The organism is Bradyrhizobium sp. BWA-3-5 (genome assembly GCF_032917985.1).
GTDB lineage: Bacteria > Pseudomonadota > Alphaproteobacteria > Rhizobiales > Xanthobacteraceae > Bradyrhizobium.
On the sequence record NZ_CP136626.1, the window covers coordinates 601,575 to 619,621 of the forward strand.

20 protein-coding genes and 1 riboswitch are annotated in these 18,047 nt (G+C 63.7%); of the genes, 8 read left to right on the forward strand and 12 right to left on the reverse strand.

All coding sequences use genetic code 11. The annotated features are described in order from the left end of the window. Positions 1–151 precede the first annotated feature (151 nt). Positions 152–394 (forward strand): hypothetical protein, encoded by a 243-nt coding sequence (locus RX331_RS02795; RefSeq protein ID WP_317255141.1) that lies wholly within the window; start codon positions 152–154, stop codon positions 392–394. A gap of 31 nt (positions 395–425) precedes the next feature. On the opposite strand, the gene RX331_RS02800 is transcribed toward RX331_RS02795, so the two are convergent. Next, complete coding sequence (locus tag RX331_RS02800; protein WP_317255142.1) at positions 426–716, reverse strand: hypothetical protein; 291 nt, start codon at positions 714–716, stop codon at positions 426–428. 314 nt (positions 717–1,030) lie between these two features. Continuing rightward, positions 1,031–3,307: a TonB-dependent receptor gene (locus tag RX331_RS02805; protein ID WP_317255143.1), complete on the reverse strand. Its 2,277-nt coding sequence runs from the start codon at positions 3,305–3,307 to the stop codon at positions 1,031–1,033. A gap of 112 nt (positions 3,308–3,419) precedes the next feature. Then, a riboswitch (cobalamin riboswitch) is annotated at positions 3,420–3,619 on the reverse strand. Positions 3,620–3,754: 135 nt separating this feature from the next. On the opposite strand from RX331_RS02805, the gene RX331_RS02810 reads away from it, so the two are divergent. After that, a complete protein-coding gene (locus tag RX331_RS02810) occupies positions 3,755–4,798 on the forward strand; it encodes an iron ABC transporter permease (RefSeq protein WP_317255144.1) in 1,044 nt (347 codons plus the stop codon). Then, positions 4,795–5,577, forward strand: coding sequence for an ABC transporter ATP-binding protein (locus tag RX331_RS02815; RefSeq protein WP_317255145.1), 783 nt, complete (start codon positions 4,795–4,797; stop codon positions 5,575–5,577). The genes RX331_RS02810 and RX331_RS02815 overlap by 4 nt, the downstream gene beginning before the upstream one ends. A gap of 183 nt (positions 5,578–5,760) precedes the next feature. Here the strand turns inward: RX331_RS02815 and RX331_RS02820 are convergent, their stop codons facing one another. The 10 genes from RX331_RS02820 to soxC all read right to left on the reverse strand — a co-directional run bounded on the left by RX331_RS02820 (position 5,761) and on the right by soxC (position 13,574). Continuing rightward, a complete protein-coding gene (locus RX331_RS02820) occupies positions 5,761–6,801 on the reverse strand; it encodes an MBL fold metallo-hydrolase (protein ID WP_317255146.1) in 1,041 nt (346 codons plus the stop codon). A 152-nt stretch (positions 6,802–6,953) separates the two neighbouring features. Next, positions 6,954–7,415, reverse strand: a complete 462-nt coding sequence (locus RX331_RS02825; RefSeq protein WP_410708094.1) for a hypothetical protein — start codon at positions 7,413–7,415, stop codon at positions 6,954–6,956. Continuing rightward, positions 7,412–9,160 carry a thiosulfohydrolase SoxB gene (soxB, locus tag RX331_RS02830; RefSeq protein ID WP_317255147.1) on the reverse strand — a complete coding sequence of 583 codons (1,749 nt, stop codon included), beginning with the start codon at positions 9,158–9,160 and terminating at the stop codon, positions 7,412–7,414. The genes RX331_RS02825 and soxB overlap by 4 nt, the downstream gene beginning before the upstream one ends. 91 nt (positions 9,161–9,251) lie before the next feature. Beyond that, a complete protein-coding gene (locus tag RX331_RS02835) occupies positions 9,252–9,557 on the reverse strand; it encodes a hypothetical protein (protein WP_317257985.1) in 306 nt (101 codons plus the stop codon). 8 nt (positions 9,558–9,565) lie between these two features. Further along, on the reverse strand, positions 9,566–10,432 hold the full coding sequence (soxA, locus tag RX331_RS02840; RefSeq protein ID WP_317255148.1) for a sulfur oxidation c-type cytochrome SoxA: 867 nt from the start codon (positions 10,430–10,432) through the stop codon (positions 9,566–9,568). Beyond that, positions 10,429–10,740, reverse strand: coding sequence for a thiosulfate oxidation carrier complex protein SoxZ (gene soxZ, locus RX331_RS02845; protein WP_317255149.1), 312 nt, complete (start codon positions 10,738–10,740; stop codon positions 10,429–10,431). The genes soxA and soxZ overlap by 4 nt, the downstream gene beginning before the upstream one ends. 20 nt (positions 10,741–10,760) lie before the next feature. Beyond that, on the reverse strand, positions 10,761–11,255 hold the full coding sequence (gene soxY / locus RX331_RS02850) for a thiosulfate oxidation carrier protein SoxY (protein WP_317255150.1): 495 nt from the start codon (positions 11,253–11,255) through the stop codon (positions 10,761–10,763). Positions 11,256–11,285: 30 nt separating this feature from the next. Continuing rightward, on the reverse strand, positions 11,286–11,672 hold the full coding sequence (gene soxX, locus RX331_RS02855; RefSeq protein ID WP_317255151.1) for a sulfur oxidation c-type cytochrome SoxX: 387 nt from the start codon (positions 11,670–11,672) through the stop codon (positions 11,286–11,288). Positions 11,673–11,674: 2 nt separating this feature from the next. Beyond that, positions 11,675–12,346, reverse strand: coding sequence for a cytochrome c (locus RX331_RS02860; protein WP_317255152.1), 672 nt, complete (start codon positions 12,344–12,346; stop codon positions 11,675–11,677). Continuing rightward, positions 12,330–13,574, reverse strand: coding sequence for a sulfite dehydrogenase (gene soxC / locus RX331_RS02865; RefSeq protein ID WP_410708245.1), 1,245 nt, complete (start codon positions 13,572–13,574; stop codon positions 12,330–12,332). Before soxC ends, RX331_RS02860 begins: the two co-directional genes overlap by 17 nt. Positions 13,575–13,902: 328 nt before the next feature. Between soxC and RX331_RS02870 the strand changes: the two genes are divergently transcribed. The 5 genes from RX331_RS02870 (at position 13,903) to RX331_RS02890 (ending at position 18,016) form a co-directional block, all read left to right on the forward strand. After that, complete coding sequence (locus RX331_RS02870; RefSeq protein ID WP_317257987.1) at positions 13,903–14,154, forward strand: metalloregulator ArsR/SmtB family transcription factor; 252 nt, start codon at positions 13,903–13,905, stop codon at positions 14,152–14,154. Between the two features lie 36 nt (positions 14,155–14,190). Then, positions 14,191–14,910 (forward strand): DUF938 domain-containing protein, encoded by a 720-nt coding sequence (locus tag RX331_RS02875; protein ID WP_317255153.1) that lies wholly within the window; start codon positions 14,191–14,193, stop codon positions 14,908–14,910. Positions 14,911–15,013: 103 nt separating this feature from the next. After that, complete coding sequence (locus RX331_RS02880; protein WP_317255154.1) at positions 15,014–16,258, forward strand: MFS transporter; 1,245 nt, start codon at positions 15,014–15,016, stop codon at positions 16,256–16,258. Between the two features lie 38 nt (positions 16,259–16,296). After that, positions 16,297–16,659, forward strand: a complete 363-nt coding sequence (locus RX331_RS02885) for a nuclear transport factor 2 family protein (protein WP_317255155.1) — start codon at positions 16,297–16,299, stop codon at positions 16,657–16,659. 121 nt (positions 16,660–16,780) lie between these two features. Continuing rightward, positions 16,781–18,016 carry an MFS transporter gene (locus RX331_RS02890; RefSeq protein WP_317255156.1) on the forward strand — a complete coding sequence of 412 codons (1,236 nt, stop codon included), beginning with the start codon at positions 16,781–16,783 and terminating at the stop codon, positions 18,014–18,016. Positions 18,017–18,047 lie beyond the last annotated feature (31 nt).

Sequence of the window (18,047 nt, forward strand, 5' to 3'; positions counted from 1 at the left end):
TGAGCAATCAGCGTTTGCGCAGCGTGCCGACTCATTGTATCGGCATGATCGCAATCTGGCCGCGCCTAGGTGCATTCTAGCGCCGGTCAGAGAATTCTTCCTGCCCTTTTTGCGGCGTTCAGCCCGAAGGGCGTTCACATACGGAGCCAGCATGAAGAAGCCCCGCCCTGTGGTGGACGAGCCGCAGCCGCGCAAAGCCATCCGCGCCGACAAGGCGCCGACCTCCGGCTATTCGCTGGTGGTCGACGGCCACTTCAAGACGCATTACGACACGGTCGAGGCCGCCGAAGAGGCAGGCATGGCCCTGAAGAACAGGTTTCAGATGCTTCAGGTGCAGGTTTACGACGCCGAGAACAAGACGCGATCGATGATCGATTGGCCGGGACCGGCCTGACGCATCGCAGTTTCGCGTCCGTCTCGCGGGATCAGATACGCCGTCCGCCGCTTTGCTGGCTTGCCAGCCAGTCGGAAAGGGCGGGAGTCGCTTTTTCGGCCGGCTTCCTTGTTGCCTTGCTCGTTGTCTTGGCGGTGCGCGTCTTTCGGGCGGCAGGCGCGCGCTGCGGCTCGGCCGCTTCGCGGGCCAGGCGCAACGCCCTCAACCTTGCCATGTTGTCGAGCGTCGCTTTGGCGGCGGCTTCCCGCTCGGCCATGGCCGACCTGGCATCCTCGGCCGCTCTTGCGGCCTTCGCGGTACGATCTTGATCGTCGTTCGTCATTTCAAGTCAGTCTCAATCCATTCGTTGTTTTGGTCGCGCGTCCGACGTAAATCTGTCGCGGATCGGCGGCGTCTTCGACGCTCGCTCCCGTCGCGCCGTTTGAGTTGCGACAGATATGTCGAGCGATTTTGCGGCTTCATTTATCACGGGATCCGATCACGGAAAGCGTTATTTTTGGTCGAAAAGATGTCGCTTTCTTTCCAAATCAATCATGTCCTTGCAATTCCGTAACATCCAAAACCATTCTCCCGGGCAGGATTGCCCGAGAGAATATCGTTGCGCCCGATCCGGCATGACCGGAGCGGTGATTCCGTTCAGAAAGTCGCGCCCGCCTTCACCATGAAGGTGCGGCCCGGCAGCGGATAGGCTGAGAAGCGCCCCGGTGTGAATGAACTGGCGATCGCGTAGTCGTAGTACAGCGCGTTGAACAAATTGTTCACGCTGACCGACCAGAAGAAGCGATCGTAGGCGCCGCTCAGTTTCAAATCGACGGTGGCGTCCGCCGGAATGCGCCGCTGAGTGTTGGCCTGGTCATTGTCCATGAAGCGTTCGCTCCAGGCGCGGACGGTGGCATCCAGCACCAGGTAGTTCTGCCAGATGTTCCAGGTCACGCCGCCGCTGGCGGTGTAGCGCGATACCAGCGGCACGTCGTTACCGGCGAACTCCCCTTCGCGAAACACCGCGCGGGTGTAAGCCACGCCGCCGCGCAGCGTCACGGTGTCGCTGACGCGCAGCGAGGCGCTGGTCTCCGAGCCGTAGCGGCGGGTCGGACCGAGGTTGACGTTGTAGAACAGTGCTGGAATGAAATGGATCTCATTCTCGAGATCCATGTTGTAGATGCTCGACTGCATCTGAAAGCCACCGCTCTTGATGCGGAATCCGCCCTCGATGTCGTGCGAGGTCTGGGTCTTCAACTGGAAAGTCCCCGGAACGAAGAAGGGGCCATTGGAGACACGCTCGTCGACGGTTGGGGTGCGGAATGCCCGCGCGGCACGGCCGAATACCGAGAACACGCTGTTGAAGCGGTGCTCGAGGCCGGCATGCAGTGCGTATTGTGTTTCGTTGCTGTCGAGCGGAGAGGCCGCGGGGCTGCAATTGAAGAACAAGGCGCAACCGGGCGCATTGGGATCGAACCGATCGCGGGCACTCAGGCTGGTGTTTTGAATCCTGGCGCCATAGGAGAAATCGGTCGCCGGCAACAGGCCGATGGTTTGCTGCCAGTAGCCGGCCAGCGTCTGTTGCGACAGGTCATAGATGTGGGTTGGCGCCAGGCCTTTGAACGCTCCGCGGTCCTGATTGAATGTCGCATCGTAATAATCGATGCCGGTCAGGATCTGCGAGGGCATCCCGAAGATCGAATTCTTGACGCTCAATCGCGGCGTGATCGACCAGGTCAGCAATGATGCGTCGTTATAGGTGGAGGAGAAGCTCGGAAGTGGCGAGGCAAACGGTACCGCGCCGAAGAAGCCGCTTTGCGTGTCCTTCTTCCGAACGCCGCCGTCGACGATCAGGTCGACGCCGTTCATGATTGTCTTGGTAAAGCCGGTGGTGGCGCTGGCGCCCTGCTGGTTGCCGTAATCGAACGGCGTATTGGTCCCCCTGCGGTCAGTGACGAGTTGATCGAGTCCGATTGAGGGATCGACGGTGCGTCCGCCCGGGAACCCGAGCTTCTGGTCGTCACCAGTCACCGTAAGGAAGGCCTTGAGGTCCGGTGTGCTGTAGTTGAGATTGCCCACCCCGTTGCGCTGGTCGAGGGCGTTGTTGACCCGGTAACCATCAGACTTGATGGCGTTGCCATAGAAGGACGTCGACCAAGGTCCGTAATTGGTCGCGGCCGAGATGTTCGCAAGCCGCTGGTTGAACGAGCCGATACCGGCCTCTGCGCGCATCGCGACGGGCGGGCCGCCGACGCCGTCCTTCAAGACGATGTTGACGACGCCGCCGACCGCGTTGTCGCCGTAGAGCACTGCGCCGCTGTTGCCGCGGGTGATCTCGATCCGTTCGATCGATTGGAGCGGAATGGTCGAAAGATCGACCCCGGCCATGTCGATATCGTTCAGCCGGCGGCCGTTGACGAGGACCAGGGTGTTGGCGGTGGCAAACGCGCCGAAGCCGCGGAGATCGACCGACGTCTTGGCGCCGTTGACGCCGCCATAGAGCGACTGCAACTGCACGCCCGGCTGTTGCGCAATGATCTCGGATAGCGTCTGGGCCGGCGAATGCGAGATCTCGGCAGCCGTGATCACCGTCGCCGACGTCCCGACGATGCCGGAGAACTGCCGGCCGCCGCCTCCGCCCGCACCTTGCGCAGCACTTTGCGGCGAGGCATCCGCGCCGGTTCCGGATGCGGGCCGCGTGCCGCTTGATGGCGCAGCCGCCGGCACGACGCGGCGCGAGGTTGATGCTTCATCGTAGGTCGGCTTTGCGCGAGTCCGATTCGGGTCGGTCGGCGAAGTGATCTCGATCGGCGGCAATGGTTCGGATGGCGCCTGCTGCGCCTCTGCGGCGGAAATGCCGAACGATACGATCGGCGCCAAAAAACTGCTGGCGAGCCAGAAGCGGTGTTGCCGCATGGCGGTGGTGGAAGACATGGTCGAGACCTCGGTATGACGTCAGTGGCACGTCACAGCGAACTAAGTCTCACCATGTGCCTAAAGCAGCTCAGGTGAAGCTAATGCCTGTACTCCCCGACCGACATCTTCGCGTGTGACCACGGCTGACGGCAGGTCTCCTGGCTCGCGGGTCGTTACCCCATCGTCGCCTTCCCAGGACCGAGATGCCCAGTGGCCTATGACGAAGGATTCGCCGCTTACAGTTGCGGGGGCAGCCGCGGAATTGGGGATTTTCCCCGCACCGCATTCCCTTTTGATCCCCGAACGGGAACCGTCGGAAACTATGGTAGAAGTTTGTCAAATAGCGAGTCAATCCGCCGGAGGCGCTCTCGGAATCCTCGCTGGACGGGTGCGCTATTTTTGCCGCATGCGCCGCGCCTACCGGACTGATGTACCTCAGCGAGCAAAACTGCCGTTGGACTATTGATGAGTGTTGAGGCCGTAACCCTGACCAATGCGGATGCCGCGCGCCGGCGGATCGGCGCGACGCTTGCGATATCAGCTCTCGTTGTGCTGCTGATGCTGATCTCGCTCGGCATCGGGCCGGTGCGGCTCTCGCCATTAGTGGTGGCGGAAGCGTTGTTCGGCGGCGGCAGCGAGGTATCGCAGGTCATTGTGCGGGAAATTCGCCTGCCGCGCACGCTGCTGGCGCTGGCGATCGGCGCCATTCTCGGACTATCGGGGGCGTCGCTGCAGGGCCTGTTGCGCAATCCGCTGGCGTCGCCTTCGCTGTTCGGCGCGCCGCAATCGGCCGCGTTCGGTGCGGTGCTGGTGATTGCACTGGGCCTCGCCGACGTGCGCTCTTATGCGATGCCGGTGGCGGCGATCATCGCCGCCTTCGGCTCGGTGTTCGTGCTGCTGTCGATCGCAGGGCGCAATGCCGGGTTATTGATTCTCATTCTGTCGGGACTTGCGATCTCGAGCTTTGCCGGGGCGGCCACGGCGCTGGTGATGAATCTCTCCAGCAATCCCTTCGTGGCGCTGGAGATCGCGTTCTGGCTGCTGGGCTCGCTGGAGGACCGCAGCTTTCAGCACGTGATGCTGGCGCTACCCTTCATTATTGCCGGCGCCGCCATGCTGCTCAGTCAGCGCCATGCCTTTCGCGCGCTCAGCCTCGGCGAGGAAACCGCGCAAAGCCTCGGCGTCGATGTCGGCCGCTTGCGATTGCTTGTCATTTCGGGCGTCGCGCTCGGCGTTGGCGGGGCGGTTGCCGTCACCGGCACGATCGGTTTCATCGGCCTGGTCGCGCCGCATCTGATGCGGCCCGGGATCGGCCATGATCCGGGCCGGCTGTTGATCCCGAGCGCGCTCGCCGGTTCCGCGCTGCTGCTGGCGGCCGATATCGCGGTGCGCATCATTCCCTCGACGTCGGACATCAAGGTCGGCGTGCTGACCTCGATGATCGGCGTGCCGTTCTTTCTCTATCTGATCATGCGCGAGCGCCGCGCGCTCGGCGGAGGTGTCGCATGAGCGAGAATGCGCTGCTGACCGCAAAGGCACTCGCTGTACGGCTCGCCGGCCGCGTCGTGCTGCAGGACGTGTCGCTGGCGCTGACGGCAGGCCATCTGGTGGCGCTGGTCGGTCCCAACGGCGCCGGCAAGACGACGCTGCTGCGGGCGCTGGCGGGATTGATCCCGTCCGAAGGCGAAATCGAGATCGGCGGACAGGCGCTGTCGTCGCTGCCGCTGCGCGAGCGCGCAAAGCGGTTCGGCTATCTGCCGCAGGGACACATGGTGCACTGGCCGCTGGTCGCGCGCGATATCGTGGCGCTCGGCCGCTATCCGCATGGTGCGACCGATCCCGCGCGGCTGTCGGCGAGGGATGCGGAGGCGGTGCTGCGTGCCATGCAGGCGGTCGACGTCATGGAGTTCAGCGATCGCCGCGTCACCGAACTGTCCGGCGGCGAGCGCAGCCGCGTCGCGCTGGCCCGTGCGCTGGCGGTGGAAGCGCCGGTGATCCTCGCCGACGAGCCGACCGCCTCGCTCGACCCGCGGCACCAGATCGACGTCATGCAGAATTTGCGCGCAACCGCCGACAAGGGCGTGCTGGTCATGGTGGTGACGCATGATCTCGGGCTGGCCGCGCGGTTTGCCGATCACGTGCTGGTGCTACACCACGGACGGCTGGTCTCGCAGGGCGCGCCGGCTGAGGCGCTCTCCGAACAGGTGATGGCGGATGTGTTCCGGATCTCGGCTTATCGCGCGGAACACCAGAACGAAGCCGTGATCGTTCCCTGGGCGGATGTTTGATGCGATGGCGGCAGAGTTGAAAGTGGCGGGGCAGCATGCGCCGCAAATGCCGCGTCGTCCCTGCGAAGGCACGGACCCATAACCACAGGGCATGTAATAAGAAAGGCAACCAGCCGCGACGTCTATCATTGGCGCCGCGGCGTATGGGTCCCTGCGTTCGCAGGGACGACGACTTCAACTTGACTACCCTTGAACCACCGGTCCGCCGACCTTCTTCCACGCATCGATGCCGCCCTCGATATGCGCGGTGTTGGCGAGCCCCGCATTCTTCGCGGCGGCCACCGCCATTGCCGAGCGCTCGCCGAACGCGCAGAAGAACACCACGCGGCGGCCGGTGGCGGCGGCGACCTCGCGCAGCATGCCGCCGGGCTTCAGGCTCTCGGCGATGCCGGGATAGGGCGCGTGCAGCGCGCCCGAGATCGTGCCATGCTTGGCGCGCTCGCCGTCCTCGCGTAGATCGACCAGAAGGATGTCGGGCCGGCCGAGGCTGTTGATGGCATCGCGCGCCGTGAGTGCGAGGCCCTGCCTGGCGAGCTCTTCCTGGTGCAGGCCGACATGCATGTTGGCGGGCACCGCGACATCCATCATCTTGGGGTTCGGCAGCTTCAGGTTCGCCATCAGCTCGATATATTCGTCGACGTTGCGCACCTGCAGCCGCGGATTGTAGCGCTTCTCCTCGCCGATGGTGGAAACCGTGTCGCCCTTGTAGTCGTGGGCGGGGTACACCAGCGTTTCCTCCGGCAGCTTCAACAGCCGGTTGAAGATCGACTCGTACTGCGCCCGGGAAGAGCCGTTCTGGAAGTCGGTGCGGCCGGTGCCGCGGATCAACAGCGTATCGCCGGTGAAGACGCGGTCGCCCATCAGATAGGAATAGGAATCGTCGGTATGGCCGGGCGTATACATGACGTCGAGGCAGAGCCCCTCGATCGTCACCCTGTCGCCGTCGGAAACCCGCATCGACACCACGTCGGCCTTGCTCTGCTCGCCCATGATGGTGATGCACTGGGTGCGGTCGCGCAGCTCGCCAAGGCCGGTAACGTGATCGGCGTGCAGATGGGTGTCGACCGCCTTCACCAGCCGCAGATCGAGCTCGCGCAGCAACTGGTAATAGCGGTCGGCCTTCTCCAGCACGGGGTCGAGGATCAGCGCCTCGCCGCCGGCGCGGCTCGCCAGCAAATAGCTGTAGGTGCCGGAAACGCTGTCGAAGAGTTGGCGAAAGATCATGCCTGCTGCCGCGCTCAAAATCTGAGTCTCATGCAGGATATTATTCTAATTTGGTGGTCTTCTCAAACAGCTTTCATCTACACAAAGCGCCCCAGTAAAATAATCTTTACTCCCTAAGCCCCCCCGCCGCTGCTCGCAAATGATGGCAGCGGTCACGGCCTCACCAGCGTATAGCCATTCTCCGTCAGAAACAGGATCTGCGCGACGCCAACCTGCACCGGCGTCGCCGCGGCAATGAACTCCGGCCGCTTGCCGCTGTCGCGCTCAAGCGTATCAACGGTGTTGAGGCAGATGTCGAAGCGCGCGCCTTGCACTACCAGGCTTTCGACCATCTTGCGGTTGGGGTTTTCCGGGCGCAGCAAGTCGATGCCGGGACCGAACGCCACGACCTCGATCGCCACCTTGTCCGGGTCGTAGTGCTTCATCAGATTGCTGGCGACGCTGAGGACGAGACTTTGCTTGCGCGGGTCGTTGTCGGAGAGCTGCAGCACGATCTTGTGCTCGGCAAACGGCTTGTCCTGCAGCGGCACCTGCTGGGCGCGGGTATCAGGGGCGGCTGCTGCGATCAGAAGCGCTACGATCGTGGTGCGAACGATGGCCGCCAAGTCAGTCATAACTGCCCCGCAATGCCCGGATTGCCTTCGACGCCTTTCAGCGTGACGCCGGGCGCCGCCCGGTTCGGCGGCTTGCCCGATTTCAGATGGCTGGTAACGACGTCCCAGATCGGCGCGCCGCTCTGCTCGTTCACTGAGGCCCAGCCTGCCACCTTGTAGTTCTTGCCGGCCTGCAGCGCGTGACCGTTTTCGAGCTTCAGATCGGAGATGCGCTTGCCGACGGTCTCCGTCGGCGTGCAGGTGTAGTGCAGGCCGCCGACGCGAACCATGTCGCCGCCCTGCTGGTAATAGGGATCGGCGTTGAAGAGATTGTCGCAGATGTCTTCCAGCACATCCTTGATCTGGCTGCCGGTCATGGTCTGAACGTAGGTCTCGGGATAGGTGACGGCGGTCTGCGCCAGCACGTCCTCCATGGTCAGCGGCTGGCCCGCCAGCGCGGTGGTGCCCCAGCGGAAGCCGGGCGACAGCGCGATCTGGGCATTCAATTCGCCGAGCAGCGCGTCGCAGATCAATTGGTCCATGCTGCCGCTGAAATTGCCGCGGCGATAGAGCAGGCGGTCGGCGACGCCAACCTTTTCGCTGAGGCTGGCCGCCTGCGGCTCGCGGACCTTGTCGATCAGCGCCTGCATCGCCGGATCGGGCTTCAATAGTTCCGAAAACACCGGCAGCAGCCGGTAGCGCACATCCTTGACCTTGCCCTTGCCGACCTCGAGATCGAGCACGCCTAAAAACTTGCCGTTCGAGCCGGCATTGGAGACGAGCGTGACGCCGCCCGCGTTGGTCACGGCAACCGGCTGCGGCACGGCGTCATGGGTGTGGCCGCCGAGAATGACGTCGATGCCGGTCACGCGGCTGGCGAGCTTGAGGTCGACGTCCATGCCGTTGTGCGACAGCAGGATGACGGCATCGACCTTGTCGTTGCTCCGATGCGCATCGACGAGCTTCTGCAGCTCCTCGTCGCGGATGCCGAATTTCCAGTCCGGCGTAAAGCGCTTCGGATGCGCGATCGGCACGTAAGGGAACGCTTGGCCGATCACGGCGATGCGATGCCCGCCGATCTCCTTGATGGTGGAAGGCTTGAACACGCGCCCCGAGGCCGGATCGAACGCCTTGGCGTCGTTGAAGGCGGCCTCCTCGGTGAGGAAGACGTTCTGCGCCAGGAATTCGCCCTTGAAGCGTTGGAGGTTGGCGCGCAGCGCCTTTTCGCCGTAGGTGAATTCCCAATGGCCGGTCATCGCTTCGATGCCGAGCAGGTTGGCGGCCTCGACCATGTCGGCGCCCTGCAGCGTATTGGCAAGGCCGGAGCCCTGCCAGAGATCGCCGCCGTCGAGCAGCAGCGCGCGTCCGCTGCCGGCCTCGCTGCGCAGACGGTCGATCAACGTTTTCAGATGCGCAAAGCCGCCGAGCTTGCCGAAGCGGCCGGCGGCCTTCTCGAACTCGACGCAGGTGAAGGCATAGGCGTCAGCGCTGTCGGGCCGGATGCCGAAACGATCGAGAAAGGCGCGGCCGACCAGATGCGGCGGGTTGCCCTGCATCGGCCCAATGCCGAGATTGACGCTCGGCTCGCGGAAGAACATCGGCCGAAGCTGCGCGTGGGTGTCGGTGATGTGCAGGATGCGTGCATTGCCGAAGCGCTCGAGATCGTAGACGCCGGCATTGTCGGCGCCGCGCGCGAGCCGCGGCAGGCTGCCCGAAAGCGTCGCAGCGCCCGCGAGCGTCAGAAAATCGCGGCGGCGGATGGTCATGCGGGTCTCACGCGTCGTAGTGGCTTCATTGTTTGAGCGTGGTCTCGACGGAAAACCGGTTCCCACCGTTCCGGATCATGCTCTAACGTATTTAACGTATTTCCATATCCTTCCAGCGGGTTTTTTCGCTGGTGGCCTGGAAGATCGAAGCCTTGGCCAGTGCCTCGGCTTCCTTGGCTGACGCGGTGGCCTTGTCAAAATCGCCGGCATCGGCAGCCTTCTTCGCCGCGGTCAGCGTGTTCGCCGTGGTGGTCCACTGGTTGCGCAGCTTGCCGGCTTCCTTGTTGGCGGCATCGGCCGCGGCGTAGGCAGCCTTGAACTCCTCCTCGGAGCCCGCCGCGCGCGCGGATGCGGCGCCAGCGGCGAGCAGCGCCAGAACCAATGCTGATTGGTGCATCATGTTCCTCATGGCCGCGCTCCCGGACCGGAAATCGGCAGCCCATTGCTGAGATAGGACAGGTAATATTCGACGTTGCGATACTCGTCGTCCTGCGGGTTGAGCGGCACGGCGCGGATCTGGCTGTTGCAGGTGACGAAGCGCCGGCTGGTGGTGCCCATGCCGCTCCATTCCGAACGGTAGATCGGCATCGCGTTGACGATGCCAAGCGCCGGCGCCAGGATTTCGGCGCGGATGCGCTCACCCGGGCTTTGCACGTGGCAGGTGGCGCAGGAGAAGTTGAGCTGGCCGCGCCGCGTGTAGAAATATTCCTTGCCCTTCTCATAGGCTTCGAGCGCGCGCGGATCGTTCGGGATCTTGATGTCCATCAGCTTGCCGCGCGAGGTAAAAGCCATGTAGGCGGTCAAGGCCGCCATCTCGTCCTTCACATAGGAATAGGGCTGTTCGCCATTGGCTTCGCGGCAGCGGTTCAGCGCCAGTTCGAGCGTGACGACCTTGCCTTCCTTCTCGTCGAAATACGGATAGTTCTGACGAATGCCGATGCCGCCATTCGGGAAGCAATCGGCATAGGACTTGCCGTTCTTGAACGGCTTGGCGAACATTTCCTTGCCCATTTCGAGTGAGAACTCGTAAGGCGGGAATTGCTCCTTGTCCTGCCACTGTCGGTATAGGTCCTCATTCATCGAATAGGGACCGTTGACGAAATCCTCGAGCTTCACCTTCGGGAATTTGTCAGTGAAGAATTTCTTGAACGCCTTGGCGTCGGCGACGGGGTCGACCTTGTCGGCGGCTCCGGAGGGCAGGCTGCTCGCGAGCGTCAGCGCCGCAAGCGCCAGCGCTGCCGACGCCAGAGTGATCGCAGATCGCAGCTTCATTGGATCTTCGCCGTGGTGGTATCGGTTGCGCCCTTGTTGTCGACCCAGCTTATCTTCAGCTCGTCGCCCTTCTTGGCGCCCTTGAAGGCGAACTTGACGTAGGGGTCCTTGGAGACGCCGCCGCCCCAATCAGCCGCGAACACGGTCTTGCCGTCATGCTCGAAGGTGAGCTGCTGGATGAAGTGCGCAGGAATCAGCTCGCCCTTCGAATCCTTCACGAAACCGGAATCCATCGGATGCTGGATCAGCGCCTGCACCTCGGTGGTCTCGCCGCTCAAAGTGGCGCGCACGCGAATGGTCGATGCCATATGAATTCTCCCTCGAGGCCCTAACCGCCGCAGCCGCCGACAGTGACTTTGACTTCCTTGACGGCGCTGTAGAGCTTGCCGCCGGCTTCCACCAGCACGGTCACGTTGCTGGTCTTGGCCATCTTGATGCGGTTGGCGACGTTCGGCAGCGTTCCGGCCGGGATGCTGTATTTTGCGATCAATACGTTCGGATTCTCGCTGACGAGGAACGCGATCGAGGTCACGTCGGCCAGCGTGGTGGAGACCGCGATCGGTACCACGGCGCCGTTCTCGGCGATCTCAGGCGCGTCCATCTTCACCTTGTCCGAGGGCTCGACGGTCTTGCCGTAGAGCGCCTTGATGACATCGGCGTCGCTCTTCTGCCTGAAGGCCTCTTCCGGATATTTGTCGTTGGCGGCGGCGAACGCCCGTGTGAGATCGAGCGGGACGATGCCGAGCCCAACCAGCGTCAGCACGCCGGCTCCCTTCAGGATCAGCCGCCGCGTCGCCGAAAAATCATTTTCCGTGGTGCTCATTTAGGAAATCTCCTGCGGCGTGCGCCGCGTTCAAAGGGTCTGCAGGAAATCAACCACCGCATTGATTTCCTTTTCAGTCAGGATCCGGTTGCGCCCGAACGGCGGCATCACGGTCAGCGGATTGCGCTGGGTTTCGTCGTGGAGAATGGCGACGAGATCCTCGCGCTTGGGATATTTGCTCTTGATGTCCACCAGCTCGGGCCCGATCGTACCGGGCAGGTCGCCGCCTTTGATGACATGGCAGGTCAGGCAATTGCCCTTGCTGCGGTCGAAGGCGAGCTTGCGGCCTTCGTCCACCGTGGATTGCGCCAGCGCAGGGCCGGCAAGAGCGACCGTGCCGATCGCCAGAGCCAGCGCGAAGGCCGGGAACCTCACGGATTTCGTCTTCAAGGGAGCGATCACAGGCGTTTCCGTCATTTCTATTTTGGTTGCATCGTATCCAGCGGCCCGGTGGTGCGCGGCGTCAGCTTCCTGCCCTCCGCCGTCGATGAAATCCTGACATCGCCGGCGTTTGTGCAGGCGCTCATGCAAGGCTTGGCCGCGGTATCGGGGCGCGGGTCGGTCCAGATGAAGCTGTCGCGATTGCGCATTTTGACTTTCGGCAGACTGTTGCGGTCGGCAACAAATTCATGGGGAACGAGATCATTCAGGTTCAGAATATAGGCGGTCAAAGCATAAACGTCATCCGCTGACAATGTGTGCGGCGCAGGCATCGGCATGGCGCGGTTAATATAGTCCCATAGGGTCGGGGCAAACGGCCAGTAGCTGCCGACCGTCGGCTCCGGGCGCTCGTCCCGGAGCGTTCCGACGCCGCCCACAAGCCTGGGAAAGCGGCCTTCGCCTTCGCCAAAGGTTCCATGGCAGGCGGCGCACTGCTCGGCATAGACGTCGGCGCCGCGGTCGACCGTGCCCTTGCCCGGCGGCAGGCCGACGCCGTCCTCGCCGCGCACGTCGATGTCCCAACCGGCGATCTGCGCCGGCGTTGCCGCCGTGCCGTAACCAAATGCGCCGGGCTCGGCCGCGCCGGCGAGGCTTGCCACCACGAGCAGGCAAGCAAGGAGGGGCAGGGCAATCTTACGCGAGCTGAACATTGAACACGCTTCCGTCCGGCTTGACCTGCCAGGTCTGGATTGAATTGTTATGGTAGACCGAGTTCGAGCCGCGCTGCTTGCGCAGCTCTGCAATCGTCGGCTGCACGTAATCGGTCTCGTCGATGACGCGGGAGGCGACCAGCGCCGGGCGGCCGTCCCAGCGCCAGGGCAAGGAGAATTTCGTCAGCGCCTTCGACAGCACCGGCTCGTGCAGCCGTGCGCTCTGCCAGTTGACGCCGCCATCGGTGGAGACGTCGACGCGTTTCACCTTGCCGCTGCCGCTCCAGGCGAGGCCCCTGATCTCATAGACGCCGGGGCCGTCGAGCGGCTTTTCCGGGCACGGGAAGGTGACGACCGATTTGGCGTCCATCAGCCAGGTGAAGCCGCGCGAGGTGCCGTCCGGCATCAGGTCGGTATATTTCGATGTCTCCTCGCGGGTGTGCCACGGCTTTTCGCCAAGCTTGATCCGGCGCAGCCACTTGATGTTGACGTTGCCTTCCCAGCCCGGCACCACCAGCCGCAGCGGATAGCCCTGCTCGGGCCGCAGCGCCTCGCCGTTCTGCGCATAGATCACGAGGCAATCGTCCAGACATTTGTCGAGCGGGATGCTGCGGTTCATATGCGCGCCGTCGGCGCCTTCGACCATCGCCCACTTCGCCTCTTTCTTGACGCCCACTTCCTCCAGCAGCGTCGACAATTTTACGCCGGTCCATTCGGCGCAACTGACCATGCCGTGACTGAACTGCAGCGAGTTCATCTGCGCGGCGCGCCAGTTCATGCCGCCATTGGCCGGGCATTCGATAAAGTGAATGCGCGTCGTCTGCTGAAAGCGCAGGATGTCCTTCATGGTCAGCAGCAGCGGCCGCTCGACCAGCCCGTGGATCATCAGACGGTGCTGCGCTGGATCGACATCGGGCCGGCCCGCGTGGTGGCGTTCGAAGAACAGCCCGTTCGGGGTGATGATGCCGTGCAGGTCCTGCAGCGGCGAAAAGCTCACCGAGGATTCCGCGCTGGCGGTGAGCCAGGGGACGTTGCGCCGGATGACGGAAGCTTCGGTCTCCGCAGGCCGTCCGTAGGGCCGGTCGACCACGCCCGCACCGATCGATTGCGACCACGGCGCGTCGGCGGGCGGTGACTCCTGCGCGGGATTCGCAATAGCTGCTTTGCCACCAAGGGCGAGGCTGCCGGTCAGTGCCGCGCCGAGGCCAAGAAGGCCGCGCCGGCCGATCCGCGCAGGCGAACCGGCGGTCCTAGGGAGAACAACGTTGCTGCGTGACGGTGTGTAGCGCACGTTCCTTCTCCTCGCGGCCACTTCGCCGCATCATTTATTGCTTTTTTGAAGCGGTATCCACATTTGCTAATTTAGTCAATGCTAAAGAAGTGCCGCGGCGCTAGAGTGTGGGCGTGCTTCGCAGGCACGAAAAACATCCGGATATTACGCCATGAGAGCAGTCGCCGCGGCAGCCAAAAAGCCGCAACCGGCCCCCGGCGCCGACGATGCGGCGGCGTTGAAGAAATTGGCGAAGCAAGCCGACGAGGCCGCGCAGCTTCTGAAGATGCTCGCCAACGAAAAGCGTTTGCTGATCCTGTGCTTTCTCGCCGTCCGCGGCGAGATGACCGTCGGCGAACTTGTCGGCGTAGTGAAGCTGAGCCAGTCGGCCTTGTCGCAGCATCTGGCTAAACTTCGCGCCGATGGCCTGGTTGAGTTCCGCCGGACGTCACAGACTCTGCATTATCGGGTGGCGGATGCGCGCGCGTTGCGCTTGTTGCAGGTGCTGAAAGATATTTATTGCGGCGACCTGAAGTGACGCTGCCCGCGTCGCGCAATTTGAAAAGAGGCGACAATGGCCGAATACGTCGTGGAATTCGGCAAGGATGGCCGGCCGGTCGAGCCCGACGGGCGGCTCGATGCCGCGGCGTTCCACCGCAACCATGCACCGATCTGGTCAGTGCTGCAGACATTTCTCGCCGGCAAGTCCGGTGACGTTGTGGAGGCCGGCAGCGGCACCGGCCAGCATGTCGTGCATTTTGCCAGGCATGCACCTGACATCACCTGGTGGCCGAGCGATCTCAACGAGAGCCACCTGAGGAGCATCGAGGCGTGGCGCGCCTACGTCGCGCTGCCGAACATCCGTCCGCCGCTGCGGATCGATCTTTCCGATCCCGCCTGGTGCCCGCAGATGCATGACGGCAGCGGCCCCGCCGAACTGACGGCCGTGTTCTGCGCCAACGTGATTCACATCGCGCCCTGGCGCGTGGCCGAAGGGCTGTTCGCCGGCGCCGGCCGTTATCTCGGCGCTGACGGGCGCCTGTTTCTCTATGGCCCGTTCAAGCGCGGCGGCAAGCACACCGCGATGAGCAATGCCGTGTTCGACACCAGCCTGCGCGAGCAGGACGCCGAATGGGGCGTGCGCGACATCGCCGATCTCGAGAAGCTCGCCGCTGGCGCGGGTCTAGTGCTGGTCGAGACCGTGCCGATGCCCGCCAACAACATGATCCTGGCTTTCGCGCGATCGGCCGGGTCTTCGGTCAACAATTCCATCGAGCGTGACGGGAGCGCATAGCGCGCGCCCGTTTGCGCCGGTTGATCGCACCGCTTCGCGTCTTCATAGTGCCGGCAAATCAATCGACGAGGCTCCCTCCCGGGGCCGGCCGGGCGGGAAGCCGATGTTGGATACGACTGCCACCGAAGAAATCGCCAATGACGCACGCGCGCGCGCCAACGTGCTGCGGCTTGCCGCGGCGCAGGCGTTGACCGGCGCCAATTCGGCGGTGATTTTCGCCACCGGCTCGATCGTCGGCGCGACGCTGGCCCCTAGCATCTCGCTCGCGACCGTGCCGCTCTCGATGTATGTGCTCGGCCTCGCCGCCGGCACGCTGCCGACCGGCGCGATCTCGCGCGCCTATGGCCGCCGCATCGCGTTCATGATCGGCACATTCTGCGGCGTCTTGACCGGCGCCCTCGCGGCTCTGGCCGTGCTGTACGCCTCTTTCTGGCTGTTCTGCGGGGCGACCTTCCTCGGCGGGCTCTACGGCGCGGTCGCGCAGTCCTACCGATTTGCCGCCGCCGACGGCGCCAGCGCGGCGTTCCGGCCGAAGGCGCTGTCGTGGGTGATGGCGGGCGGCGTGTTTGCCGGCGTGCTCGGTCCGCAGCTAGTGCAGTGGACCATGGACATCTGGCCGCCTTATCTGTTTGCGTTCAGCTTCGTGGTGCAGGCCTTCGTCGCGCTTATTGCGATGGCGGTGCTGTCGGGCGTCGATGCGCCAAAACCCGCGCCGTCGGACATGCATGGCGGGCGTCCATTGTTCGAGATTGCGCGGCAGCCGCGCTTCATTGCCGCCGCGCTATGCGGGGTGATCGCCTATCCGATGATGAACCTCGTGATGACATCGGCGCCGCTCGCCATGAAGATGTGCGGGCTGACCGTCAGCGACTCCAATTTCGGCATTCAATGGCACATCGTGGCGATGTACGGGCCGAGCTTCTTCACGGGATCGCTGATCGCGCGCTTCGGCGCGCCAACGATCGTCGCGCTCGGCCTCATGCTGGAGGCCGCCGCCGCCGGCATCGGCCTTGCCGGCTTCACCGCGATGCATTTCTGGGCGACGCTGTTCGTGCTCGGGGTCGGCTGGAACTTTGCCTTTATCGGCGCATCCGCGCTGGTGCTGGAGACGCACCGGCCGCAGGAGCGCAATAAGGTGCAGGCCTTCAACGATTTCCTGGTATTCGGAATGATGGCGATCGGATCGTTCTCGTCCGGCCAATTGCTGGCGCATTACGGCTGGTCGATGGTCAACATGGTGGTGTTCCCGCCAGTGTTGCTCGGCCTCGCGGTGCTCTCGTTCGCCTCGTTTGCCAAGCGGCGGGCCAAGTTGCGCGCGGTTGACCAAATTCCCGATCCGAGCATCTAATTTCAGTATCTGTCGTTCAGTCAATCGATGGAGGCTTCATGCCGTCGCGCGCCCGTCTCGATGAGTTCATCGCAACCGTCGTCTCCGGCGATCATGCCGGTGCGATCGAGCGCTTCTATACCGAGGATGCCAGCATGCAGGAGAACGCGGCACCGCCGCGGGTCGGCCGCGACGTGCTGGTGGCGCATGAGCGCGCGGTGCTGGAGCACGTCAAGAACGTGACCTCGACCTGCGTGAGCTCGATCGTCGAGGGCGACCGCGTCGCGATCCACTGGATTTTCGACTTCGTCTTTCATTCCGGCAAGACCGGCCGCTTCGACGAGGTCGCGCTGCAGGACTGGCGCGGCGACAAGGTCTGGCGCGAGCGCTTCTTCTACGATTCCGCGAAGCCGGCTTCCTAGTTGCTGCCATGTGCTGACAGTTCGGCGCGCATCGAATTGATCGCCCTTGTGGCTTTGTTGGCTGTTACGACATGTGCCGGACAAGCGCCGCACTGACGGAACAGAAACGAAGAGAGGTCTTTTGGACGCTCGCAATTACCATTCGATCGACGAAACCTCGATCCGCTACGATGGCTGGCGCATCGTCGCGGTCTGCTTCCTGCTGGCGACGTTCGGCTGGGGGCTCGGCTTCTACGGCCAGAGCGTCTATGTCGCGGAGCTGCAGCGGCTGCATGGTTGGCCGGCGTCGCTGATCTCGTCCGGCACCACGTTCTTCTATCTGTTCGGCGCGGCGCTGGTCGCCTTCGTCAGCGAAGCCATCCGGGCGTTCGGTCCGCGCAACTGCTTGGTTGCCGGGACCTTCGCGATGGCGGCCGCCGCGGTTGCGATCGGCCAGGTGCGCGAGCCCTGGCAGCTTTATCTTGCCAACGCCGTGCTGGCGTTCGGCTGGGCCGGCACCAGCCTAGGCATCATCACCAATACGCTCGGCTTGTGGTTCGACCGCAAGCGCGGCATGGCGATCAGCCTCGCGCTGAACGGCGCGAGCTTTGGCGGCATCGTCGGCACGCCGCTGTTGATCGCGGCGATCGGCCATTTCGGCTTCGAGGGCGCGATGACCGCGGCGGCCGTGGCGATGGTCGTGCTGATGGTGCCGGTAATCCTGCTCTGCGTCGGTCGGCCGCCGGTCCTTGCCGATATCGGAGCGGTCGAAGCGGCGGATGCGCCGTCGCCGCGGCAGATCCGTGCACGGGCGTTTCGCGACATCGGCTTCCTCTCGGTGTCCTCGGCCTTTGCGCTGGTGCTGTTCGCGCAGGTCGGCTTCATCGTGCACCTGATCGCGTTCCTCGACCCGGTGATCGGCCGCGAGCGTGCCGCCCTCGCTATGGCGCTATTGACGGCGATGGCGGTGATTGGCCGCGTGCTGTTCTCCTTCGTGATCGACCGCATGAACCAGCGGCTGGCGTCCTCGCTTTCTTTCGTCAGCCAGGCGGTGGCGCTGCTCATCGTCATCAACGTGCACAATGATTATGTGCTGATCGCGGCCTGCGCGCTGTTCGGCTTTTCGGTCGGCAATCTGATCACGCTGCCGGCGCTGATCGTGCAGCGCGAGTTCGATCCGCGGTCGTTCGGCGTGCTGGTGAGCCTGATCACGGCGATCAATCAGATCACCTACGCCTTCGGCCCCGGCGTCGTCGGCCTGCTGCGCGATTTCTCCGGCGGCTACGCGCTGCCCTTCTACGGCTGCATCGCGGTCGAACTGACCGCGGCGGTGTTGATCATGATCCGCGGTAGAGCCTCGTCATTGCGAGGAGCGTAGCGATGAAGCAATCCATGGTTCCGCAAGCGGA